Origin of the sequence: Eubacterium ruminantium (assembly GCF_900167085.1) — a bacterium.
Lineage (GTDB): Bacteria > Bacillota > Clostridia > Lachnospirales > Lachnospiraceae > Eubacterium_Q > Eubacterium_Q ruminantium.
In genome coordinates, this window is sequence record NZ_FUXA01000003.1 from 254,128 (window position 1) to 274,942 (window position 20,815).

Sequence of the window (20,815 nt, forward strand, 5' to 3'; positions counted from 1 at the left end):
CCTTCAAACAATTTCTATAGTACAATTTTGAACATTTGGGTCATTTTTTAACAGTTGACTTTGTTGATAATATACAATATACTGAACTTAGACGATATAAATAGGGTTATAATCGGGTTATATAATTTGTGGGAGATTTTGCTTATGACGGTTGAACAGGCTATTAAAAAGTACAAAATGGAACCGGTAAACGTTTATACCGCTAAGGTCAAAGCCAAAGAGTTAAACGTTGAAGAAGTTTTATACATGAATGTACAGAAGAATAAGTATGCATATATCATAAGAGATGGTCCTCGTGGTACATATCTCTACAAAGACGAGAAAAGTATGTATACCAAATTATTTAAAGGTCTTAAGATGTACAAACTAGAGACATAATATGATATATAAGCATTTAAACCGGACAGATATCTGTCCGGTTTTTACTTATCTTCGTCGTATTTTATTCTTTTGTAATCCTGTCACACCAAGCATATCATATATCAAATATATTATATTCTATATCTTATATATTCTTTACGCTTCTGCTCCCGTTTCATCTTCCTTCTTAGTCTTCTTTATATTCTTCACACTGAATTTTGACTTAAGGAATATCTTCATATGTTCAAGACAATTTTCATCAAGATCAAGTACAAGAAGAAGGTCGTTACCTGTAGTTTTTACATAAACCGCATAATATTCTTCACCTTCAACCTGCTCTGTAAAATCATAAACATCAACCTTCTCACGTCTTGAGAGGTCATTTTTAACTTTATCAGAAAAAATGCTGTCGAGATTCTTGATATCCTCAACATCGATATGCATAAGTTCTTTTCTCTTCTTCGCAGATGCGATCTTAGCAATCTGAATATCACCATTTACAAGAGTATATTCATATTCAAGATTCATCCATTCAAGTGTCTTAATGAAGAATAATCCACCTAATACAAATAAAATAAAAAACAGCATTGAGATCTTCATCATAAGAACGAATGATCCAATAATAAATAAAACCGCTATAAACAGTTTAAACTTTGTTGCCGGTTCCGGTTTTCCGTATACCAGTCTCTCATTATATCTATCCATTTTTATCTCCTACATATATGCAGTAATCTTACTGCTTTTTTCATCATTTCCTGTATATTCAGATCAGCTGATTTCGTATACTCAGATCATTTAATTTCGTATATTCTGATCGTCTAATTTCGTATACTCAGATCATTTAATTTCGTATATTCTGATCGACTAATTTCGTATATTCTGATTATCTAATTTAATAAACAGATTGCCTGACAGGAAATTCCAAGGCCTTCTCCCGTAAAACCAAGCCCCTCTTCTGTTGTCGCCTTAATATTGATATCATCCACACTTATCATAAGTGTATCAGCAATGATCTTTCTCATCTCAGGGATAAATGAAGCCATCTTTGGTCTCTGCGCTATGATAGTCGCATCGATATTTCCAAACTTATATCCCTTTTCATCAAGCAAAGTTTTTACAACCTTAAGAAGCTCGATGCTATCGGCACCTTTATATCTTTCATCAGTATCAGGAAAATGCTTTCCTATGTCTCCCATAGCCGCAGCGCCGAGAAGCGCATCCATTATGGCATGTGTAAGACAGTCTGCATCCGAATGTCCAAGAAGTCCCTTGTCGTAAGGAATATTTACGCCTCCCAGTATAAGAGGTCTGCCTTCGACAAGCTTGTGAACATCATATCCCATTCCTATTCTCATAATGTTCTCCATCTGTAATTTATTCTTTAAATTCTCTAATGAATATCCGCTTTTCAGAGAATTTATCTTCCAATTACTTATTATATAAAAATCCCATCAAACATGCAAATTAAACATCGTAAATATTTTCCCGAAATGCAGTACTGTAATTTTATATTTACGCGCTGTGATTTTCAATTTACTTATTATATCTTCTTTACTATTTGGGTAATTCATTGTAAAATTATGAAGGAACAGGATTTATCCTGTTCTGTTTAAATATAAATATTAAGGAGGTTAGGTTTATGGCTAGATCAGCAGGCGGCGGTGGCGGCCGTAGCTTCAGTGGCGGAGGACGTTCTATGGGAGGCGGTTCACGATCTTCAAGCAGGTCTTTCGGAGGCAGCATGAAATCCCACTTAAGTTCCGGCTCATTCGGAAGCTACCGACGTGCAGGTTCCGGAAGCAGTTCATCTTCCTATTCAGGTCATCGACCATCCGGTAGTTATAGAAGAGATTATGGTTATGGCTACGGAAGTGGCCTGGGATATTACAGACGAGGCGGTGCATCCTACGGAGGAGCCCCTATAGGTGGCGGTGGAACAGGATGTTTCACTACTATCATCATAATTGTCATTATGATGATCATCTTCTCCAGTCTTTCAAAGAAGAATCCGGATGATTATAATTATAATGGACATAATACATCATCTCAAAGTCTTTATCTTAATAAACCTAAATACGAAGGTAAAGTTGATACCAGTCATGGATATTACACGGATATGAGTGAAGGTTCTGAAAAGTTCATAGACCACAGCAATGAAGGCCGACTTATTGACGGTTTCAAGAGCTTCTATGATAAAACCGGTGTTTATCCACACCTCTATATCATAGAAAAAGCCGAACCTGATATGGATGCTTATGTCGTTGAACTTTATGATAAGCTCTTTAAAGAACAAGGAAATCTTCTTATCGTATATGTAGCTGATGTTGATGATTGCTGGTTTGGTGGTGGACGTAATATAGGAGATACTATCGATGATAAAGCTTTAGATGTAATTATCGGTAAAATCTATTCTCTCTGGGATAATGGTAATCTTGCAGTAAGATTCGGTGACGGACTTGATAGAGCCGGAAAGGATATAACAAGTAAGAGCCCATGGTATGGTGTTATGATAGTTCTTATCGTTGCACTCGCTGTTATAATCCTCGTATTCATACTCTTCAAGTGGTGGCAGAAGAAGAAACAGGCAGAAAGAGAAGAAGCTGAACATCTTGAACAGATTCTTTCACAGCCTCTTGAAACTTTTGGAACAGAAGGCATGAATGATCTTAAAGATAAATACGATAATGCCGGAAATAACAGTAACAATACTCCGATTCAATAACTAGATATACGGCAACAAAAAACTGCTTATGAAATAAAATTCATAAGCAGTTTTTTTGTTGTTATAAATATATATCGATTGATTATCTCTATATCATTTAAAACTATTTCTTCATTACAACATCTTTACCGTAAACAACATATCCGTTGTTAAATACAAGGAATGCATTTGCAAGGTTTACAACTCCGATCACAACAAGGAATATACCGATTATAGTTGCAATACTGTGTGGAACAAAAAGAAGAATTATTCCAAACAATGCTGTGATACCATCTATACACATGAAAACTTTCCAGCCGGCTTTATTTCCTTCAAACTTCTTCTGAAGTTTGTAAGCTTCCCATAACTTCGCACATGAGTTAACAAGAATGATAAGTCCGAATACCTTTATAAAACCACTAGCAATCTTTCCTGAAAATACAAGAAAGACAATTCCGAGTATTCCGAACAAAGCGGCAATGACTACAACATTAGGTGTCATCTTATCAAATTTCGATATTACAGTTATCACGCCGGCTATAATAAGCAGGATACCAATGACTTTAACTACCGTTGAAAGAATAGCTCCCGGGTTTATTATAAAAATGATACCTAAAATGATCATCAAAACCGGAACAACCATACTTTTAGAATCTTCTGTCATAAATCTAAAAAAGTTTTTCATTTTATCCCTCCGCATGAAAAATTCATAGAGTAATTATATCATATATTTTTTATTTATCCATATGAATCATATTATTTTTTCAGCCATACAAAGGCTGTTTATTTAATAAGTTCAAATATCTCCTTGGCTACACTGTCCTCACTATTCGGACCTATAACTATGTCGGCTGCTTCGATACAACTTTCAGAAGCATTTGATACAGCATATCCCTTTCCGGCATAACTTATCATTCCGCAGTCATTATCCGCATTTCCAAATGCAGCCATCTGCTCTTTCGGAATTCCAAGCTTTTCACCGACTATCTGAAGACCTTTTTCCTTTCCGCATTCCTTATATGATATCTCTATAAGATGCGGGATAGATGATGTGATATAGATATCGTCTATTCTCTCAAGCTCCTTCAGAAGCTCTTCTCTCTTATCCTTATCATGGATCATGACATTAAGACAATCCAGTCTATCGATATTATCATAGATGAATTTTTTGATATCCTTCTCCGGAATTCTCGTCCTCTTTACATAGCTGATCCTATGCTTTGTAAGATTGGTCCTTTCGTCAAGAGAATTTAGATAATCAACAGATGAATGAGGGATGCCATCCATAAATGCATCTGTGTAAAGGCCGAATTTATCCGCCACCCAAAGCACTTCTATAACAGACTGCTTTGTCATGAAAAATGAATGAATCCTTTCCTTCGATACATTATCAACAACATTCGCACCATTTGAACAGATTGCATATCTTATACCGGGAATATTTACAACTTCCTCAGGAAGTGAATTGTATGATCTTCCACTGGCAATGACCACTTCAACGCCCTTTTCAACAGCTTCCTTCAAAGCATTTCCGGCATATTCGGTCATATTTCCTGTTGCGTCTAAAAATGTATCATCCAAATCTATCGCTATAAGTGATGTCTTCGGCTTTATACCGGCTGCAGTAAGAATTCTTTCAACTGCATTTCCATCACACATAGTCATATATTCTTTTATATCATCCTCAAGAACCTTTTCCGGAATCATGTAACTTCCGTCTCTCATCATGGAATATAATTCCTTAAGGCTCTTCGTTACCTTTGCCCCCAGATTATGAGGTTCAAGATAAAGTCCTCTTCCGTTTTTATAATGATCATAATCAGGAACAAAGAAGATAAATGGTTTCCTGTATAACATATGATCATAAACTATTGATGAGTAGTCTGTGATCAGAAGATCTGCTGCAGGAAGCATCTCATATGTATGCATTCTGCATTTATATTCAGGATATTTCTTCTGAAGCAGTGGATGTAAAGTAATGATACAGAACCATTCATCCGACAGTCTGTCAAATACCTTATTGATACCTGACTTAAGACCTTTACAATCAGGATTACCTGCATTTCCGGAGAAGCTCGGCGCATAGATACATATCTTCTTACCCTTTGCTTCCGGATATAATTTATAGAACCTTTCCCTCTGCTCAGCATTCTTCTCTTCATCATAATAACTGTCTGTCCTGGCCATACCAAGTGGCTTACAAATATTATGAGACAGCTTTAGTGCCTTCTCAATAAAAGGCGCAACGGATTTTGCACTTACTGCAAATATATCCGTATTATTCATAGGACTTTTATTATAATATGCAGGAATATCATCCTTCGCATCAAATCCCATTGTTTTAAGAAGCCCACCGGAATGCCATAACTGCACTACCTTAGTCTCCGGCCTTTTCTTACAAGAAGCAACCGGCAGAAAATAATTTGATAAAAAAACATATTCTGCCGTAGCATATTCTTTCATAAATTCTTTGACATGAGCAGTCTTTTCCGATGTACTCATAAGACTATAATCCCTGCACATATCAATATACGTATAACCATATTTATTCAGTCTGTCAGCTACAGGTCTCATATTTTCATCAAGACCTTCATGATGACTTGCTGCAAATATTATCTTCCCTTTTTCAATCGGAAGATCTTTATATTTATTGTAAATACCCGGAAGAACCACATTTTGCAATGCCATCTTCGAATATTGCTTTATAACATACTTAACAGACATGATACTTATCTATACCAACGAGAAGCATTATGATCACTCATTATCGATCATATTATTGATGTCGGTGTCAGAAATACCGTTGGTACCCTTTTCATCTTTTTTATCATTATCGCCCTTCTTGGATGCATCTTGCGATGTTGCATTTCCAAGATCCGGACTTGAAATGTTATTATCATTAATAACTTTCTGAAGCTTACTGTTCTTCTCTTCAAGCGAATTAATCTTATTATTCAGCTCTTCTTCAGACTTTTTCAAATCTTCGATAGTTTTGTTAAGAGCTTCCTTTTCATTTAAAAGATTATCCGTCTCAGAATTCTTTGAAGCCAGTCTCTCACTGTAGCTAGCTTCAACCTTCGCCATTTCAGTCTTATTTTTCTTATCTCTTACAGGTATCATCATCAGATAAAGAACACCTACACCTATGAGAATACCCACCAAAACGTAGATATTCGACATTCTCGCGCGACTGATGGTTCTATATTTTCTGTTGAGAAGACTGTCACTTTTAACTCTTCTGTCAGGAACTTCAATCTTACGTGCAGGTCTTTTTCCGTCAGCCGTCACGCTTTCCATTCCATAATAATCATCCTCAAGAGTTTCTTCTTCTCTTGCGGCATCTATATCTCTTACGATATCCCCTTCGGATTCACCCATTTCTCTAAGGAAATGAAGCGCTCTCGGATTATTCTTATCTATGGCAAGAACTCGTCTTATTGTCTTCTTTGCTCTTCCTGTTCTTCCCTGCTCATTCTCTATAAGACCAAGCAGAAGATATCCCTTAACAAAATGTTTATTAAGCGATATACATTTTTTTAACTGAATAACCGCAAGATCAAATGATCTGTCTGCGGCATATCCAAGAGCAAGATTATACATCCTCGCAAGATCATTTGCTTCTTCGAGGGCTTTCTTATCGTCACGAACTTCTTTAAGATAGTGAACAGCCGGATTATCCTTTGCCTGATAGTTAACACTCATAACCCAGTGTTTAAGAGCTTTAACCATCTCTCCTACTTCATAATAAATAAGGCCCAAAAGATTTCTGGCATCGATATTTTTCTTATTATATCTAAGAGACACCTTAAGGGATTCTATAGCCCCATAAAGATCTCTCATCTTAGCTTTTTCGAGAGCGATATTATAATGATATCCCGAAGTATTTCTTGCTTTTCTAAGAAATTTATCCGGAAGACGGCATTCAGTACAATAACCATTTGTACTTACCGGTGCTCCGCAATAAATACATCTTTTTCTGATAGCCATTTATTTATTTCCTCTCAAGTCTGCAGTCATTTGCATAACAACATCCGTTATATCTTTAAGATCGTTGTTGTAAATCGCATCCTCGGTCTGATCAACCTCATAATTCTTAGTGAAATTCTTTAATTCTTCATCAAAATCAAGCATTATGTATCTCCTTATATGCTTCTATCTCACCTGCAAGATAAAGCGACCCCGCAGTGAAAAGCATCTCATTATCCAAAAGGCCTGAAAGAACTGTATCCAGGCATTCGCTCAAAATAGGAATCGATCTTACAGTTTTGATCTTCTTACCGTATTCGGCATTATTATCAATCATTTCTCTAAACAGTTTACAGATACTGTCGGCATCTGTTGTTCTGTATGAATTAAATGTAGTCAGATAAATCTCATCAAACAGTTTCGATTCACATATCATCCTGACCATGGCAGGATAATCTTTATCATTTGAAACCGCAAATATGAATTTAACATTTGCAGGCTTCTCTCTATCAACCATATCCCTTACAGCTGAAAGAAACTGCGGGATTGCATCAGTATTGTGAGCTCCGTCTATTATAACATTATTTTTTATTTTTTCCATACGTGCAGGCATTTTGAAATTATTAAGAGCTCTTAATATCACATCGTAACTCTCTAAAGCCTTATCACGGGTAAGTGACATGATGGATTCAAATGCTTTTATGGCAGCCGATGCATTTTCCTTCTGGTACTGCACATAAAATGCAGGATTATTAACAGCCTTCACGGTATTTTCAGAATTCTTTAACCCCAGCCATTCATTAAGTCTTTCATCGACCTCTGATATGAAAATGCATTTTGAATCATTAGCCTTTGCTGTATCTTCAATAACCTTTGATGCTTTGATCTTTAAATCCTTATCAATGTCACCATGATCTATACAGTTATGGATCACAGGAACTCCCGGCTTTATAATGCCCGCTTTCTCATATGCAATCTTCTCCACGGTATCACCCAGATACTGCATATGGTCCATACCTATTGAAGTTATTACAGTAACGACAGGATCAATGATATTGGTAGCATCAAGCCTTCCGCCCATTCCTGTCTCATAAACAACATAATCTACATTCTGTCTTTCATAATATACGGCAGCCATCGCAAATATATATTCAAAAAATGATGGATGCATAAGAGAATACTTATCGACCACCTTCATGACATCACGAAATGAAGCAATAAAATCCTCATCACTTATATCAACGCCGTCAATCTTAATTCTCTCATTTATCTTAACAAGATGCGGTGAAGTAAATGCTCCTGTCTTATATCCCGCTTCGGAAAGCATAAGTCTTATCATCTCGGTTGTTGAACCTTTGCCATTGGTTCCCGCTATATGAACCGCCTTAACCTTATTCTGAGGATTCCCCAGCTTATCCATAACTTTCCTAAGATTTTCAGTTCCTATCTTCTCTGCAAATTTAGGGATTGCCAGTATATATTCGGTAACATCCTGTATACTCAGCTTCTTTTCGTCATTAACTATATCTTCAACCGTAAGCATCTCATTTCCTGCCATTTCTATCTATTGTCAACTTTTTCAGGGTACATATCATGCTGCGCAAGTCTGTCCCATGCAACATTTTCCCACTTTGTTCCCGGTCTTCCGTAATTACAATAAGGATCTATGGAAATACCTCCTCTTGGAGTGAATTTACCCCAAACCTCGATATACTTAGGATCCATGAGTTTTATAAGATCCTTCATTATTGTATTTATACAATCCTCGTGGAAATCGCCATGATTTCTGAAGCTGAAAAGATACAGCTTTAAAGATTTACTTTCAACCATCTTTACATCAGGAACATAAGAAATATAAATGGTTGCAAAGTCCGGCTGACCTGTGATCGGACATAAACTTGTAAATTCAGGGCAATTGAATTTTACAAAATAATCATTCTCCTGATGTTTGTTGACAAAGGTCTCCAGCACCTGTGGAGCATAACCCGAAGGGTACTTTACACCCTGATTTCCAAGTAGGGAAATTCCTTCTGTTTCTTTCTCATTTCTGGACATAAAAACACCTCCGTTTTTCTTTATTTATCAGCATACTAATGAATATATTAACACATTTTTTCTTCTTGTCATATATTAAAAATAAAGTTATAATTTTAGTATGAAAGCGAACCAATTTTCCGGTTATTCAAGCTTTCGTGAAACGTGGGGAAAAACAGTATTGGAGGGCACAACAATGCAGACTTATAAGATTACTTCAAAGTATAATAATCTCATTAATCTCAAAGTTACACCTGGACATTTTGCAACTTCATCATCACATATCAATTACTTCATCGATCTTACCACCCTTAAGGCAAGATGCAGTGAAGCTAAAGCTGTTGCAAAGTCTATGGCTTCTGATTATATCGCATCAACCATAGTTGATACTATAATCTGTATGGACGGAACCGAAGTTATCGGTGCATATCTTGCAGACGAACTGACAGCATCGGGAATCATGTCCATGAATGCACACGGTACAATATATATCATTGAACCGGATCAGAATTCCATGGGACAGTTAACATTCAAAGACAATGTTATTCCTATGGTCAATAAGAAGAATGTACTTCTGCTTCTTGCTACCGCAACAACAGGACATACCATAGAGAAAGCTCTTGAATGTATCGAATATTACGGCGGTATCGTAAGCGGAATTTCAGCTATATTCTCCGCTAAGGACGAAGTTGCGGGCCATCCGATCAACGGAATCTTCCATGCAAAGGATATTGATAATTACTGCTCATATCCTTCAAATGATTGTCCACTTTGCAAAGGAAATATTCGTCTTAACGGAATCGTTTCATCAACAGGATTTTCAAGTTTATAAGATTATATACATCAAACAAAAAACACATCAGAGAAAAATCTCTGGTGTGTTTTTTTATTTCTTCCTCCAAGTAGCGAAGTTAAATAATATAAGCATAGGGAATATCTCAAGTCGTCCCGTTATCATATCAAAAATGAATACCCATTTTGATAAACAACTGAATCCTGAAAATCCTCCGTAAGGTCCAACCACGCCAAGACCGGGTCCGATATTATTGATAGTCGCCGCTACTCCCGTGAAGCTGGATGTAAAATCAAATCCGTCTATACATATGAGCAGGAAGGAAATCGCAAATATAAATACATAGGCTCCAAGGAAAGCATTTGCAGTTCTTAGAGTTGTATCATCGATTGCCTTTCCGTCCATTGTTACTCTCTTGACACTTCTCGGATGAACAAGATATGAGATTTCATTTTTAATCTCTTTAGCATAGATTATAATACGTGAAACCTTGATTCCACCACCTGTACTTCCGGCACACGCACCAACAAACATAATGAGTACGAGTACACACTGCGGAAGTGTTCCCCACAGATTGAAATCTGTGGTTGCATAACCTGTAGTAGTCATTATGGATGCAGCCTGGAAACTTGCCTGATTAAGACTTTTTCCAAAACTTCCGACCTGTCCGATAATACTTACAACAATTATAGCTACTGCTACTGCATATATGCCTAGATACCATCTGACTTCCTGCATTTTAAATGCATCCTTTATCTTCTTGCAAAGAATCAGATAATAGAACTTGAAGTTAATACCGAAAAGGAACATAAATACAGTTATTGTCACCTGACAGAATACATTATAATCCGCAATTCCGCTTGCCTTAACTGAGAATCCTCCGGTTCCGGCTGTACCGAAACTTATACAGAATGAGTCAAATACAGGCATCTTTCCGCATATAAGAACCACTATCTCTATAGCTGTCATGGCAAAATAAATTGCATAAAGATAAAATGCAGTCTGTCTTACTCTCGGAACAAGCTTATCAACCGACGGGCCCGGGCTTTCAGCCTTCATAAGATGCATACTGTCTGCCCCTGAAGGCATAACAGCAAGGATAAATACAAGAACACCCATTCCACCCAGCCAATGAGTAAAACTTCTCCAGAAGAGCATACAATGCGACATAGACTCAACATCCGTAAGTATACTTGCTCCGGTTGTTGTAAATCCTGATGCAGTCTCAAAAACGGCATCCGTATATGAACTTATCTCTCCACTGATAAAATAAGGGATAGCTCCTACCAAGCTTAATACTATCCAGCCAAGAGCAACTATTATCATACCTTCTTTGGCATGCATTCTCTTGTCTTTTGGTTTTTTAAGTCTAAGCAACGAACCAACAAGAAGTGCACCCGAGGCAACCAGCAGGAAATACAAAGCATTTGTCTCATGATATATATTTCCGACTAACTCGGGTATCATCATAAATCCGGCGGTAAATTGAAGCAAAAGTCCCAGAACATAAATTATTATGGAATAATTCATTTTGATTCTCCTCTTTACGCCAGAATATCGTCTATTTCATTCAGTCCCTTTTTGGTCGTAACAACGATAACATTGTCCCCGACTTCGATGGTATCATTACCACCCGGGATGATTACTTTTCTATTTCTGTAAATACAGCAGATAAGAGTATTAGGAATTATGGAAATATCCTTAAGCGCCTTACCTGAAAGCTTAGAACTGCTCTTTATATTGAACTCAAGTCCCTCAACTCTTCCTTCCATCATTCTGTAAAGAGTTTCAACGTTACTTCCTTCTGAGTTCTTCATGGAACGAATATATCTTGTTATATATTCTGCAGTGATCTTCTTGGTTGAAATGATATTTCCCACAGGCATCTCAGCAACCATATCTTCATACGATTTTCTGTGAACCCTTGTCATAACCTTCGCCTCTGTCTCTTTTTTGACAAACAGCGAAAGTAATATATTGGCCTCATCACTATGCATAAGTGAGCATACAGCATCCATTTCCTTGATTGATTCTTCAAAGAGAAGGGATTTGTCTGTAGCATCACCATTTATGACCATGGCACGAGGAAGAAGCTCGGACAGTTCATAACATCTCTCTGAATTCTTCTCGATAATCTTAACATTAAGTCCTGATTTAATAAGACTGTCCGCAAGATAATAACTTATGGTTCCGCCTCCGGCAATAAGTACACTTTTGATCTTCTTGGTCTTAATACCGATCTTATTTAAAAATGTATTAACTGATGAAAGAGGTAAAGTAACTGATATTGTATCTCCGGCAGCCAGTATGAAATTACCGTCAGGTATTATGATCTCGTCATTTCTCTTAACTACACAGATAAGAGCACTTTCCTTAACCTTTGGATAATAATCTCGAAGTCTTAAACCATCAAGAAGCGATCCTTCAGGAATGACGAGACTTATAAGATTGACTCTTCCTTTTGCAAATGTATCAACTTCATATGCAGAAGGAACCTGTATAAGTCTTAATATCTCATGAGCCGCTGCACTCTCAGGATTTACCGACATTGAAAGTCCGAGTTCTTCTTTGAGAAATCCGATTTCTTCAGAATACTGAGGACTTCTGACTCTGGCTATGGTTTGACAATGTCCTGTCTTACGCGCAATGAGACATGTAAGCATATTCTTCTCATCTTCATTGGTTGCAGCTATAAGAAGATCTGTGTTCTTAATCCCCGCTTCATGCTGTGCCCTGAAACTTGTACAATCGCCTATATAACCTATAACATCACAGTCTGCGGAAACACCATGCACTGCTTCTGCATTTATATCCATAACTGTGATCTGATGTCCTTCACTACTCAGCTGTTCGGCAAGAGTATGACCAACCTTGCCGCATCCGGCTATGATAATGTTCATTTCAACATACCTCTACTGTCCAAGAAAATAAGATAAATCATAAAATCTAAAAATACATTACGTAATTTTAACAATTAGTTGATTTTTAGTCAACTGCAGGTAAATAAATACCCCTATCCCTTTTTAAGCAGTTCCATGATCTTATCGTAATTTTCTTTTTCATGCGGAAATGTACAATCTGTACATACCTTGATCATTCTGCCGTCCTTCTCCTTATATTTCGGATTCCCCGGACAATTCTCATAACGATATAAAGGACAAAAGCAGAACAGACAGTTTATATGCTCCGTACCCTTATGACACGGATAATATTTGCAACTTCTATTTTCAAAATACATATTTGAGAATGAATAGTCCTCCATCTGCCTTTACCCTTTTTAATCCTTTCTTTTTACTCAAGGACAGCTGCAACCTGCTCAAGATACTCAACTATCTTAAGATGCTGCGGACATGCCTTTTCGCATTTTCTGCACTTGATACAATCAGAAGCCTTTGACTCCTCTGTATTCCATGAATATGTTTGGCGTGCTCTGTCAAGATTATTGTACATAAGATATGTATTCATCGAAGAGAAAATATCCGGAATTCTGATCTTCTTCGGACATCCCGGTGTACAGTATCTGCATGCTGTACATTTGATCGAATCGATACTCTTAAGAGCTTCTCTTGCTTCTTCAACAACCTGCTTCTCGTCATCAGATAATGTCTTAAAATCTTTCATGTAAGATACATTATCTTCAACCTGCTCAAGGTTTGACATACCGCTGAGTACAACCATAACATTCGGAAGTGATGCAGCGAAACGTACAGCCCATGATGCAGGACTTGCTTTTTCATCTGCCTTTTCAAATACTTCTCTTACAACATCAGGCGGAAATGCAAGTGTTCCACCCTTTACAGGTTCCATTACTACAACCGGAACATTGTATCTTTCAGCTATTTCGTAACATTCACGTGACTTAACGATCACGTCATCCCAGTCAGCATAATTGATCTGAAGCTGAATGAATTCCACATCAGGATGATCCTGAAGAAGTTTCTCAAGTACTTCAGGCTGATCATGGAATGAAAATCCGTAATGCTTAACCTTTCCTTCTGCTTTAAGCTGCTTAACATAGTCCCAAAGATGATATTTCTCATAAAGAGGAATATTGTTCGTATCTAAAGCATGAAGCAGATAGAAATCAATATATTCGGTACCGAGTCTTTCAAGACTGGTATAAAACTCCTGCTTTGCCTCTTCTTCGTTTTTGCATGCAAATGAAGAAGCATTCAACTTAGTAGCAAGATAGTAAGATTCTCTCGGATATCTTTCGACAAGCGCTTTCTTTGTAGCCACTTCCGAACCGCCGTATACAAATGCGGTATCGAAATATCTTCCACCATTCTCGAAAAATACGTCAATCATTTTCTTGACCTGTTCAACATCGATCTCGTCCGATGAATTACGTGGAAGCCTCATAAGACCAAATCCAAGCTTCATACAATCTTTAATAGGAAAATCCATAATAGTACCTCCGTTTTCCTCATGAACCTTAATGGTTCTTTTTTATATCCGAAAACCCTTTATTCAGGATATTTCTTCATTTAATCTTTGTCTTACCTCTGCTATGGAGAGATCATTCTTCTCTGCAATCTTCTTAAGATCACTGAATTCTATCTTATGACGTGATGTCTTATAACCCGAAACAAACTTTACCGAAACATCTCCTAAAGTCGTAGATATGGTTTCCTCATTTCTTTCAAGGATAAATCTGTCATGTTCCGTCAGTCTTATACCGATGGTTGTTGTATATTTAAATATACATTCCGCCATACGTTTTCTGTCATTTTCTCTGCAAATAACAGAAAGAAGAATACCCGGTCTGTTCTTCTTCATCTCTATTGCAGTTGTAAATACATCAAGCGCACCTTCTTTATGCAGCTTATCCTTTGCAAAGCTTAAATCTTCGCCCGTCATATCATCTATATTACATTCAAGTGTATATACCTTGTCTGTGGCATCTTTTGCCTGGCCAAGAAAAACTCTTAGACAGTTTGCTGCTGCAAAATCCTTTTTGCCCATGCCGTAACCGATCTTTTCAGCGGCCATTACAGGCATATTTCCGAATTCATCAGCATAATATCTGAGAAGTGCCGCTCCTGTCGGAGTACAAAGCTCTCCTTCTATCCTTCCACCGTATATCGGAACACCCTTTAAGATAAATGCTGTCGCCGGCGCCGGAACAGGCATTATGCCGTGCATGCATTTTACTTTTCCGCTTCCTACGTGGATAGGAGAAACCACAACTTTATCAGGTGAGATCATATTCATAAGTATGCTTCCCGATGTTATATCCACTACCGCATCCAGGGAACCGACTTCATGAAAATGGATCTCTGAAACTTCTTTACCGTGAGCCGCACTTTCCGCCTCCGCAATCATCTTGTATATTCCCATTACGTCAGCTTTTATCTTGTCTGATATAGCGAATCCTTCAACCATATCCAAAATATCTTTCAAAGAAGTGTGATGATGGTCATGGTCGTGCTCATGGTCATGCTCACCGTGGTCATGATCGTGCTCATGGTCATACTCACCATGATCATGGTCGTGGTGGTGATGGTCGTGAGACTCCTCCTCCACTCCCTTTATTTTTACTTTAAAATGAGTTCCGGTTATACCGCATTTAACGGACTTTTCCATATCTGTATTGATTTCTTTTCCGGCAAAACATTTTTCTAAAGTACTACAAAATACCTTCTTATCTTCTTCAGAAAGAAGTTCATAGAGCGCTGCGGAAAACATATCTCCTGCAGCTCCCATATTACAATCAAAATATAAAATATTCATTTATCATCCTCTTTTATGGTTTATCATTCCGGCCTGATATGCCGCACCAAATCCGTTATCGATATTTACTACCGATACACCGCTTGCACAGCTGTTTAACATCGAAAGCAGTGCGGAAAGCCCCTCAAATGAAGCACCATATCCTACGCTGGTTGGAACAGCTATAACAGGGCAGCTGGCAAGCCCTCCAACAACACTCGCAAGAGCACCTTCCATACCGGCTATGGCTATTATCACATCTGCAGCCATTATCTTATCAAGATGAGAAAGAAGCCTGTGAAGTCCGGCTACACCGACATCATAAATCCTTTCAACTTTATTCCCAAGAAATTCAGCCGTTATCGCCGCTTCCTCAGCAACAGGTATATCACTTGTACCTGCTGTTACAATTGCTATATATCCTTCTGTATCGCAAGGTTTAAATCCTCCGACTACAGCGAGTCTTGCCTCCGGATAATACTTTGTCACATCACAGAGATACGACTCATTTACCAGAGCTTTTGCCTTCTCATCATCCAATCTTGTAATAAGTATATGCTTCTCATCATTTAAAAGCATAGTACGAACTATTCCTATGATCTGCTCCGCAGTCTTACCGGCGCCATAAATAACTTCTGTATTTCCCTGAAGTATACTTCTATGAGAATCGAAGCTTGCATATCCTATATCCACAAAAGGTTTCTTCTTGAGTCTAAGGATAACTTCATCCTCATTTATATTTCCTTTTTTAAATTCCTCTAATGTTATCCTCAGGTCATCCATTTACCTAACTCTCCAAAACTTCATTCATACTTCCGGTTCTGTATCCGTTAAGATCTACAGTGATATATTTGAAGCCCAGCTCGTGAAATCTGTCAGAGATAACTCGTCTGCTCACTTCTCTTATAACAAGTTCAATGTCTTCCGGAAGAACCTCGATTCTTGCCAATGTCTGATTATGTACTCTCACTCTGTACTGTTTAAGCCCAAGTGTTCTAAGCACTTCTTCCGCTGCCTCAACCTTCTTAAGCAGTTCCGGAGATATAGCTTCTCCGTAAGGAATTCTTGAAGCAAGACAAGAAAATGAATTCTTATCGAATGTCGGAAGATTGAGTAATTGCGACTTTTCTCTTATATCCTTCTTGGTAAATTCATACTCAAGAAGGGGACTTGCGATATTTAATTCCTTAACAGCACGAAATCCCGGTCTGTAATCGGCAACATCATCTTTATTGGTTCCCTCAACAACCGTATCAATACCTTCTTCTTTAGCTAAACTAATGATCTTCTCGAAAATATATTTTTTGCAATAATAACATCTTTCATTGATATTGGATGCATACTCAGGAATTTTATATTCTTCGGATTCAAATATAATATGTTTTATATTTTCCTTCTTACAAAAATCCTCTGCTTCCTTTATCTCGACCCCCGGTACTCCCGGCGACTTTGCTGTGATCGCAATACATTTGTCCCCTAATATTTCATGTGCAACTTTCAAAAGAAAAGTCGAATCAACGCCGGCCGAAAATGCAACCGCAACCCCATCAAGCCGTTTGAAATATGTTCTTAATGCTTCGTATTTTTCCATTTGTTATCACCCCCGAATCATTCCTTTGTTTCATAAAGGTCTTTTATATGTTTCGTCTCCAACGCCTCATAAGCAACGGTCTTATCAATTATCTCTTTTAAAAGTTTATCAAGCTCAGAACCTTCTCTGTAATCCGCAGGAGCAAAATATCTGATCCTGTTATCTCTAAGCATTTTATATACCCTGTCCTTATTATTGGTATCAGGGTTGTAAACTCCTATGGAGTGACCGCCATTTATATTTACAAGCTTCATACACGGTATATCCGTGTCACTGTCGCCTATATATACCATATTTCTGAAAGGAACCCTCATATTTTCAGGTGCAAAATACTCATTTACCTTATCATCATTAATATCGAGTACACCCTTCTCGATTCTGAAAAGATACTGAGTCTTGTTGGTATAATTTATAACCTGGGCCGGCCATACAGCCATGCCTCTGTCATCATAGAAAAATGAGCTGGCATAAATCTTCCTGAACACACCCCTTCTCGCTATCTCGGTACCTTCTATCATTTCTTTAAGTCCCGATGAAATAATATAATGTTCAACCGTTATACCTCTTTGACAGCCATATTCATTCAGACGGTCAAACCAGTCTTCAACCCCTTGAAAAAGCTGAACATTTTTACCATATTCCTGAAGCTTTTCTCTATTGAATATAAGACGTCCTCTTGCTTCATCCATCATTACATACATGTAAGCAAGATTACTGTCCATTTCATTTTTCTCTGCTAAAATATTGGTTTTGTCCCAGAATTCCCCAACATCATACCCTACTGACTGGATGTAGCCCTGAGCCTGCATATCTGTAGGAGTAAGCGTTTTATCAAAATCATAACATATAGCCAAAACTATATTATCTCTTCCACTATAGCTTGCCATCTAACCCTCCTGATATTTCTTTGCTACCTCTATAAAGTGATAGACATATTCCGGATTCGACGGATAATAAATATGCGGAAATCCCATCCATGAAACCTGACCGACTTTCACTTCGTCCCAACTGTTACCCGATACAGGTTTTTCAACAATGCAGGAAATACCATTATCCGAACTGTCATAATAATGAAATTCATGTCCCTTTATCACTTCGGATTTTCCTAAAAATTTACTATTCTTCTCCCGGATATTTACATATCCGAATCTGACCAGTTTCCCCATATTGCAACATTTACCGTGCACTATACCGCACATTTTATAATCGATTCCATCACTTCCCGTTATGGCATCATGCATATACATAAAACCTCCGCACTCAGCTATAACAGGCATTCCGCCTTTAACAGCATCTCTGATACTGTTGATCATATTGAGATTAGCCGAAAGCTCCCTGAGATATAATTCAGGATAGCCTCCGTAGAATATAAGACCGCTTAAGTTATCCGGAAGTATATCATCATGGATCGGCGAAAATGGAACAAGCTCTGCTCCCGCAGCTTTTAATGCACGAAGATTATCTTCATAGAAAAATGAAAATGCCGCATCTTTTGCGATTCCTATACGTATCTTCTTTCCACCGCTCACATCTTTAATATCATACTTATACCGGGACAGATTTTCTGCCATAGAAGAAAGTTCTTTTAACTTATCAAGCTGAAGTGTCTTATCCATAGTCTTCGCCAGGATATCAAAACTTTCTCTCAGTCCTCTTATCTCGTCAGGGCTCTTAAGCCCGAGATGTCTGCTGTCAACTTTGATTTCTTTCATAACAGGAATATATCCTATCGGAATGACTCCAAGTTCACTTTCCACAAGCGGGCTGATGGTCTTATATACTTTTTCACTCATTTTATTGAAAATAACACCCTTTATCAGATGTTCTCTGTCATAACGAAGAAAACCTGAAATAAGTGGAATGATCGATCTGCTCATACCATGAGAATCAACCACTAGAATTATCGGAATACGAAGTTTACAGGCCAGGTCATAGGAAGAACCTTCTTCCTTTATACCGCCTAATCCGTCATATAGACCCATGACACCTTCTATCACGGAAATATCATGAGTATAGCTTTCCTCAGGTTGCTGATACAGAGCCCTTGTCATATCCTTTCCGGTAAAAAATGTATCAAGATTTCTGGAAGGTATCCCCAGAACTTTCTTATGAAACATCGGATCGATATAATCAGGGCCGCACTTAAACGCACGCGGTTTATAGCCTTTCTTTTTAAGAAGGCTTAACATACCGCATGTAATAAGTGTCTTTCCGCTGCCCGAACCAGGTGCAGCAATCATAAAAGCCGGTTCTCTCATCTACTCCTCCGAATCGCTCTTTAAATATTGCCGTTGAAAACCCTTTTATAATTGAAATGTAGCTACGAGGATACCATTTTCCGCCTTCATCATATGCTGTTTACCAAGTCTGACAAGTTTGGAAATATTTACCTCTACTACCGAAAGATCATCGACTGTATCTTCATCAGCCAGCTTTAAGATTTCATTTCTCGTTTCAAGTGTAACAGCTGTCATACAGACTCTGATTTTTCTTCCGAACTTTTTTAACTCTCTTATTATATCACGGAACTGCCCCTCAGTTCCACCTATAAAAACTCTGTCCGGAGGATTATTTTTGATAATCTCTCGCACATAATTTTCATATTCATTATCATTTTTGACAAGATTATTTTCATCAAATAAAGCAAGTGTTTCTGTTGCATTTCCTGTAAGAGGCGTTACATTACGCAGTCCAAACTTATCGATATTCTTACGGATAAGTTCTGTTCTCTCCGGCCTCTTCTCTATAGATATAACTTTTATATCAGGAGATATCTTTGCAACATCAACCGTTACTCCGCCTGTACCGCCACCGATATCATAAAAAGTACATCCTCTGAACAGTCTTAATTTGCTTAAAACTATCTCCCTCACCTCTTCTTTGGTGATGGGAACATTTTCTTCTCTTATGTACTCTTCTGTCGGAATACCATATGAAAGATACTTTGTCTCAGGCGAAACATTTTGAATGAATGCCGTATATAAACCTTCTTTTATCTCTCCTTTTAGGAATTCTTCCTTCTTATCGGAAGTTATGGTCATTACTTCTTCATCATCATAAGAAAGATGATATCCGAGATAGAGGATTACATTTTTGATATTTAGGATTTCATCTGTAAGCCTTATAACATCAGATGCACCTGAAAGAAGTACAAAAGTCTTTTCATTGTATCTTGCAGACTCGATAACTTCAGGAACTCTGCCTTTATATTCTCTTCCGTGAAGGCTGTAAAGCTTTGCATCCTGCCATGATATACCGATTCTTGAAGCAAGATAAGATACTGAAGAAATCCCTGCTTTAATCTCAATATTTACATTAAGATCTGCATTTTCTTTCTTCTTCTCTTCCGCCCATTCCTTAACCCTAAGATATGCTGCTTCCGCACCGCTGTAGAATCCGGAATCCCCGGAATATATAAATACAGCTTTTATATCTTTATCAGCTTCTTCGAGTTTTTCAATCATATCATTTACTCTATATGTATCTATAACATTCTGTCTGTCACTGTCGCCAAAAGAGTTACTTAATCTTGCTGCACCAAAGACGATGTCTGCATTATCTATAAGATTTTTAACTTCTTTTGTAAGGCATGATTCACTTCCCATACCTGCACCCACAAGGGCTATATCTATATTGTGCGCATTCATATTTAACCCTT

At 37.7% G+C, this 20,815-nt stretch carries 21 protein-coding genes; 3 read left to right on the top strand and 18 right to left on the bottom strand.

The features are described 5' to 3' along the window. The first annotated feature begins 144 nt into the window (after positions 1-144). Entirely contained in the window at positions 145-378 is a 234-nt protein-coding gene (locus B5D25_RS01135; RefSeq protein WP_078785904.1) for a hypothetical protein, read from the top strand. A 138-nt stretch (positions 379-516) separates the two neighbouring features. Here B5D25_RS01135 and B5D25_RS01140 read toward each other — a convergent pair whose 3' ends face one another. Beyond that, positions 517-1,065 carry a DUF6106 family protein gene (locus tag B5D25_RS01140; protein WP_078785905.1) on the bottom strand — a complete coding sequence of 183 codons (549 nt, stop codon included), beginning with the start codon at positions 1,063-1,065 and terminating at the stop codon, positions 517-519. Between the two features lie 182 nt (positions 1,066-1,247). Then, on the bottom strand, positions 1,248-1,715 hold the full coding sequence (gene ispF / locus B5D25_RS01145; RefSeq protein WP_078785906.1) for a 2-C-methyl-D-erythritol 2,4-cyclodiphosphate synthase: 468 nt from the start codon (positions 1,713-1,715) through the stop codon (positions 1,248-1,250). A 284-nt stretch (positions 1,716-1,999) separates the two neighbouring features. On the opposite strand from ispF, the gene B5D25_RS01150 reads away from it, so the two are divergent. Then, positions 2,000-3,082 carry a hypothetical protein gene (locus tag B5D25_RS01150; RefSeq protein ID WP_078785907.1) on the top strand — a complete coding sequence of 361 codons (1,083 nt, stop codon included), beginning with the start codon at positions 2,000-2,002 and terminating at the stop codon, positions 3,080-3,082. A gap of 103 nt (positions 3,083-3,185) precedes the next feature. Here the strand turns inward: B5D25_RS01150 and B5D25_RS01155 are convergent, their stop codons facing one another. The 6 genes from B5D25_RS01155 to queF form a co-directional block, all read right to left on the bottom strand. After that, positions 3,186-3,746 (bottom strand): DUF308 domain-containing protein, encoded by a 561-nt coding sequence (locus tag B5D25_RS01155; RefSeq protein WP_159444044.1) that lies wholly within the window; start codon positions 3,744-3,746, stop codon positions 3,186-3,188. 98 nt (positions 3,747-3,844) lie between these two features. Next, positions 3,845-5,785, bottom strand: coding sequence for an HAD-IIB family hydrolase (locus B5D25_RS01160; RefSeq protein WP_078785909.1), 1,941 nt, complete (start codon positions 5,783-5,785; stop codon positions 3,845-3,847). 33 nt (positions 5,786-5,818) lie between these two features. Then, complete coding sequence (locus B5D25_RS01165; protein ID WP_078785910.1) at positions 5,819-7,048, bottom strand: tetratricopeptide repeat protein; 1,230 nt, start codon at positions 7,046-7,048, stop codon at positions 5,819-5,821. Further along, positions 7,049-7,192 (bottom strand): hypothetical protein, encoded by a 144-nt coding sequence (locus B5D25_RS12965; RefSeq protein ID WP_173473007.1) that lies wholly within the window; start codon positions 7,190-7,192, stop codon positions 7,049-7,051. Next, entirely contained in the window at positions 7,185-8,585 is a 1,401-nt protein-coding gene (locus B5D25_RS01170) for a bifunctional folylpolyglutamate synthase/dihydrofolate synthase (RefSeq protein WP_078785911.1), read from the bottom strand. The genes B5D25_RS12965 and B5D25_RS01170 overlap by 8 nt, the downstream gene beginning before the upstream one ends. Positions 8,586-8,587: 2 nt before the next feature. Beyond that, positions 8,588-9,082: a preQ(1) synthase gene (queF, locus tag B5D25_RS01175; RefSeq protein ID WP_078785912.1), complete on the bottom strand. Its 495-nt coding sequence runs from the start codon at positions 9,080-9,082 to the stop codon at positions 8,588-8,590. 175 nt (positions 9,083-9,257) lie between these two features. Here queF and B5D25_RS01180 point away from each other — a divergent pair, with 175 nt between their 5' ends. Beyond that, entirely contained in the window at positions 9,258-9,893 is a 636-nt protein-coding gene (locus tag B5D25_RS01180) for a type I phosphoribosyltransferase (RefSeq protein ID WP_078785913.1), read from the top strand. Between the two features lie 54 nt (positions 9,894-9,947). On the opposite strand, the gene B5D25_RS01185 is transcribed toward B5D25_RS01180, so the two are convergent. From B5D25_RS01185 to cbiE, 10 genes are all read right to left on the bottom strand, one after another. Then, positions 9,948-11,384, bottom strand: a complete 1,437-nt coding sequence (locus tag B5D25_RS01185; protein WP_078785914.1) for a TrkH family potassium uptake protein — start codon at positions 11,382-11,384, stop codon at positions 9,948-9,950. 14 nt (positions 11,385-11,398) lie between these two features. Then, complete coding sequence (trkA, locus tag B5D25_RS01190; RefSeq protein ID WP_078785915.1) at positions 11,399-12,754, bottom strand: Trk system potassium transporter TrkA; 1,356 nt, start codon at positions 12,752-12,754, stop codon at positions 11,399-11,401. Between the two features lie 113 nt (positions 12,755-12,867). Then, positions 12,868-13,116 carry a cysteine-rich small domain-containing protein gene (locus B5D25_RS01195; RefSeq protein WP_078785916.1) on the bottom strand — a complete coding sequence of 83 codons (249 nt, stop codon included), beginning with the start codon at positions 13,114-13,116 and terminating at the stop codon, positions 12,868-12,870. A gap of 29 nt (positions 13,117-13,145) precedes the next feature. Further along, complete coding sequence (locus B5D25_RS01200) at positions 13,146-14,261, bottom strand: aldo/keto reductase (RefSeq protein ID WP_078785917.1); 1,116 nt, start codon at positions 14,259-14,261, stop codon at positions 13,146-13,148. A 63-nt stretch (positions 14,262-14,324) separates the two neighbouring features. Then, on the bottom strand, positions 14,325-15,587 hold the full coding sequence (gene larC / locus B5D25_RS01205; RefSeq protein ID WP_078785918.1) for a nickel pincer cofactor biosynthesis protein LarC: 1,263 nt from the start codon (positions 15,585-15,587) through the stop codon (positions 14,325-14,327). A gap of 3 nt (positions 15,588-15,590) precedes the next feature. Beyond that, positions 15,591-16,349, bottom strand: coding sequence for a nickel pincer cofactor biosynthesis protein LarB (gene larB, locus B5D25_RS01210; RefSeq protein WP_078785919.1), 759 nt, complete (start codon positions 16,347-16,349; stop codon positions 15,591-15,593). Between the two features lie 4 nt (positions 16,350-16,353). After that, on the bottom strand, positions 16,354-17,157 hold the full coding sequence (gene larE / locus B5D25_RS01215) for an ATP-dependent sacrificial sulfur transferase LarE (protein ID WP_078785920.1): 804 nt from the start codon (positions 17,155-17,157) through the stop codon (positions 16,354-16,356). Positions 17,158-17,174: 17 nt separating this feature from the next. After that, a complete protein-coding gene (locus tag B5D25_RS01220) occupies positions 17,175-18,044 on the bottom strand; it encodes an HAD family hydrolase (protein WP_078785921.1) in 870 nt (289 codons plus the stop codon). Next, a complete protein-coding gene (locus tag B5D25_RS01225) occupies positions 18,045-19,415 on the bottom strand; it encodes a cobyrinic acid a,c-diamide synthase CobB (RefSeq protein ID WP_078785922.1) in 1,371 nt (456 codons plus the stop codon). Between the two features lie 45 nt (positions 19,416-19,460). Further along, on the bottom strand, positions 19,461-20,804 hold the full coding sequence (cbiE, locus tag B5D25_RS01230) for a precorrin-6y C5,15-methyltransferase (decarboxylating) subunit CbiE (protein WP_078785923.1): 1,344 nt from the start codon (positions 20,802-20,804) through the stop codon (positions 19,461-19,463). Positions 20,805-20,815: the final 11 nt, after the last annotated feature.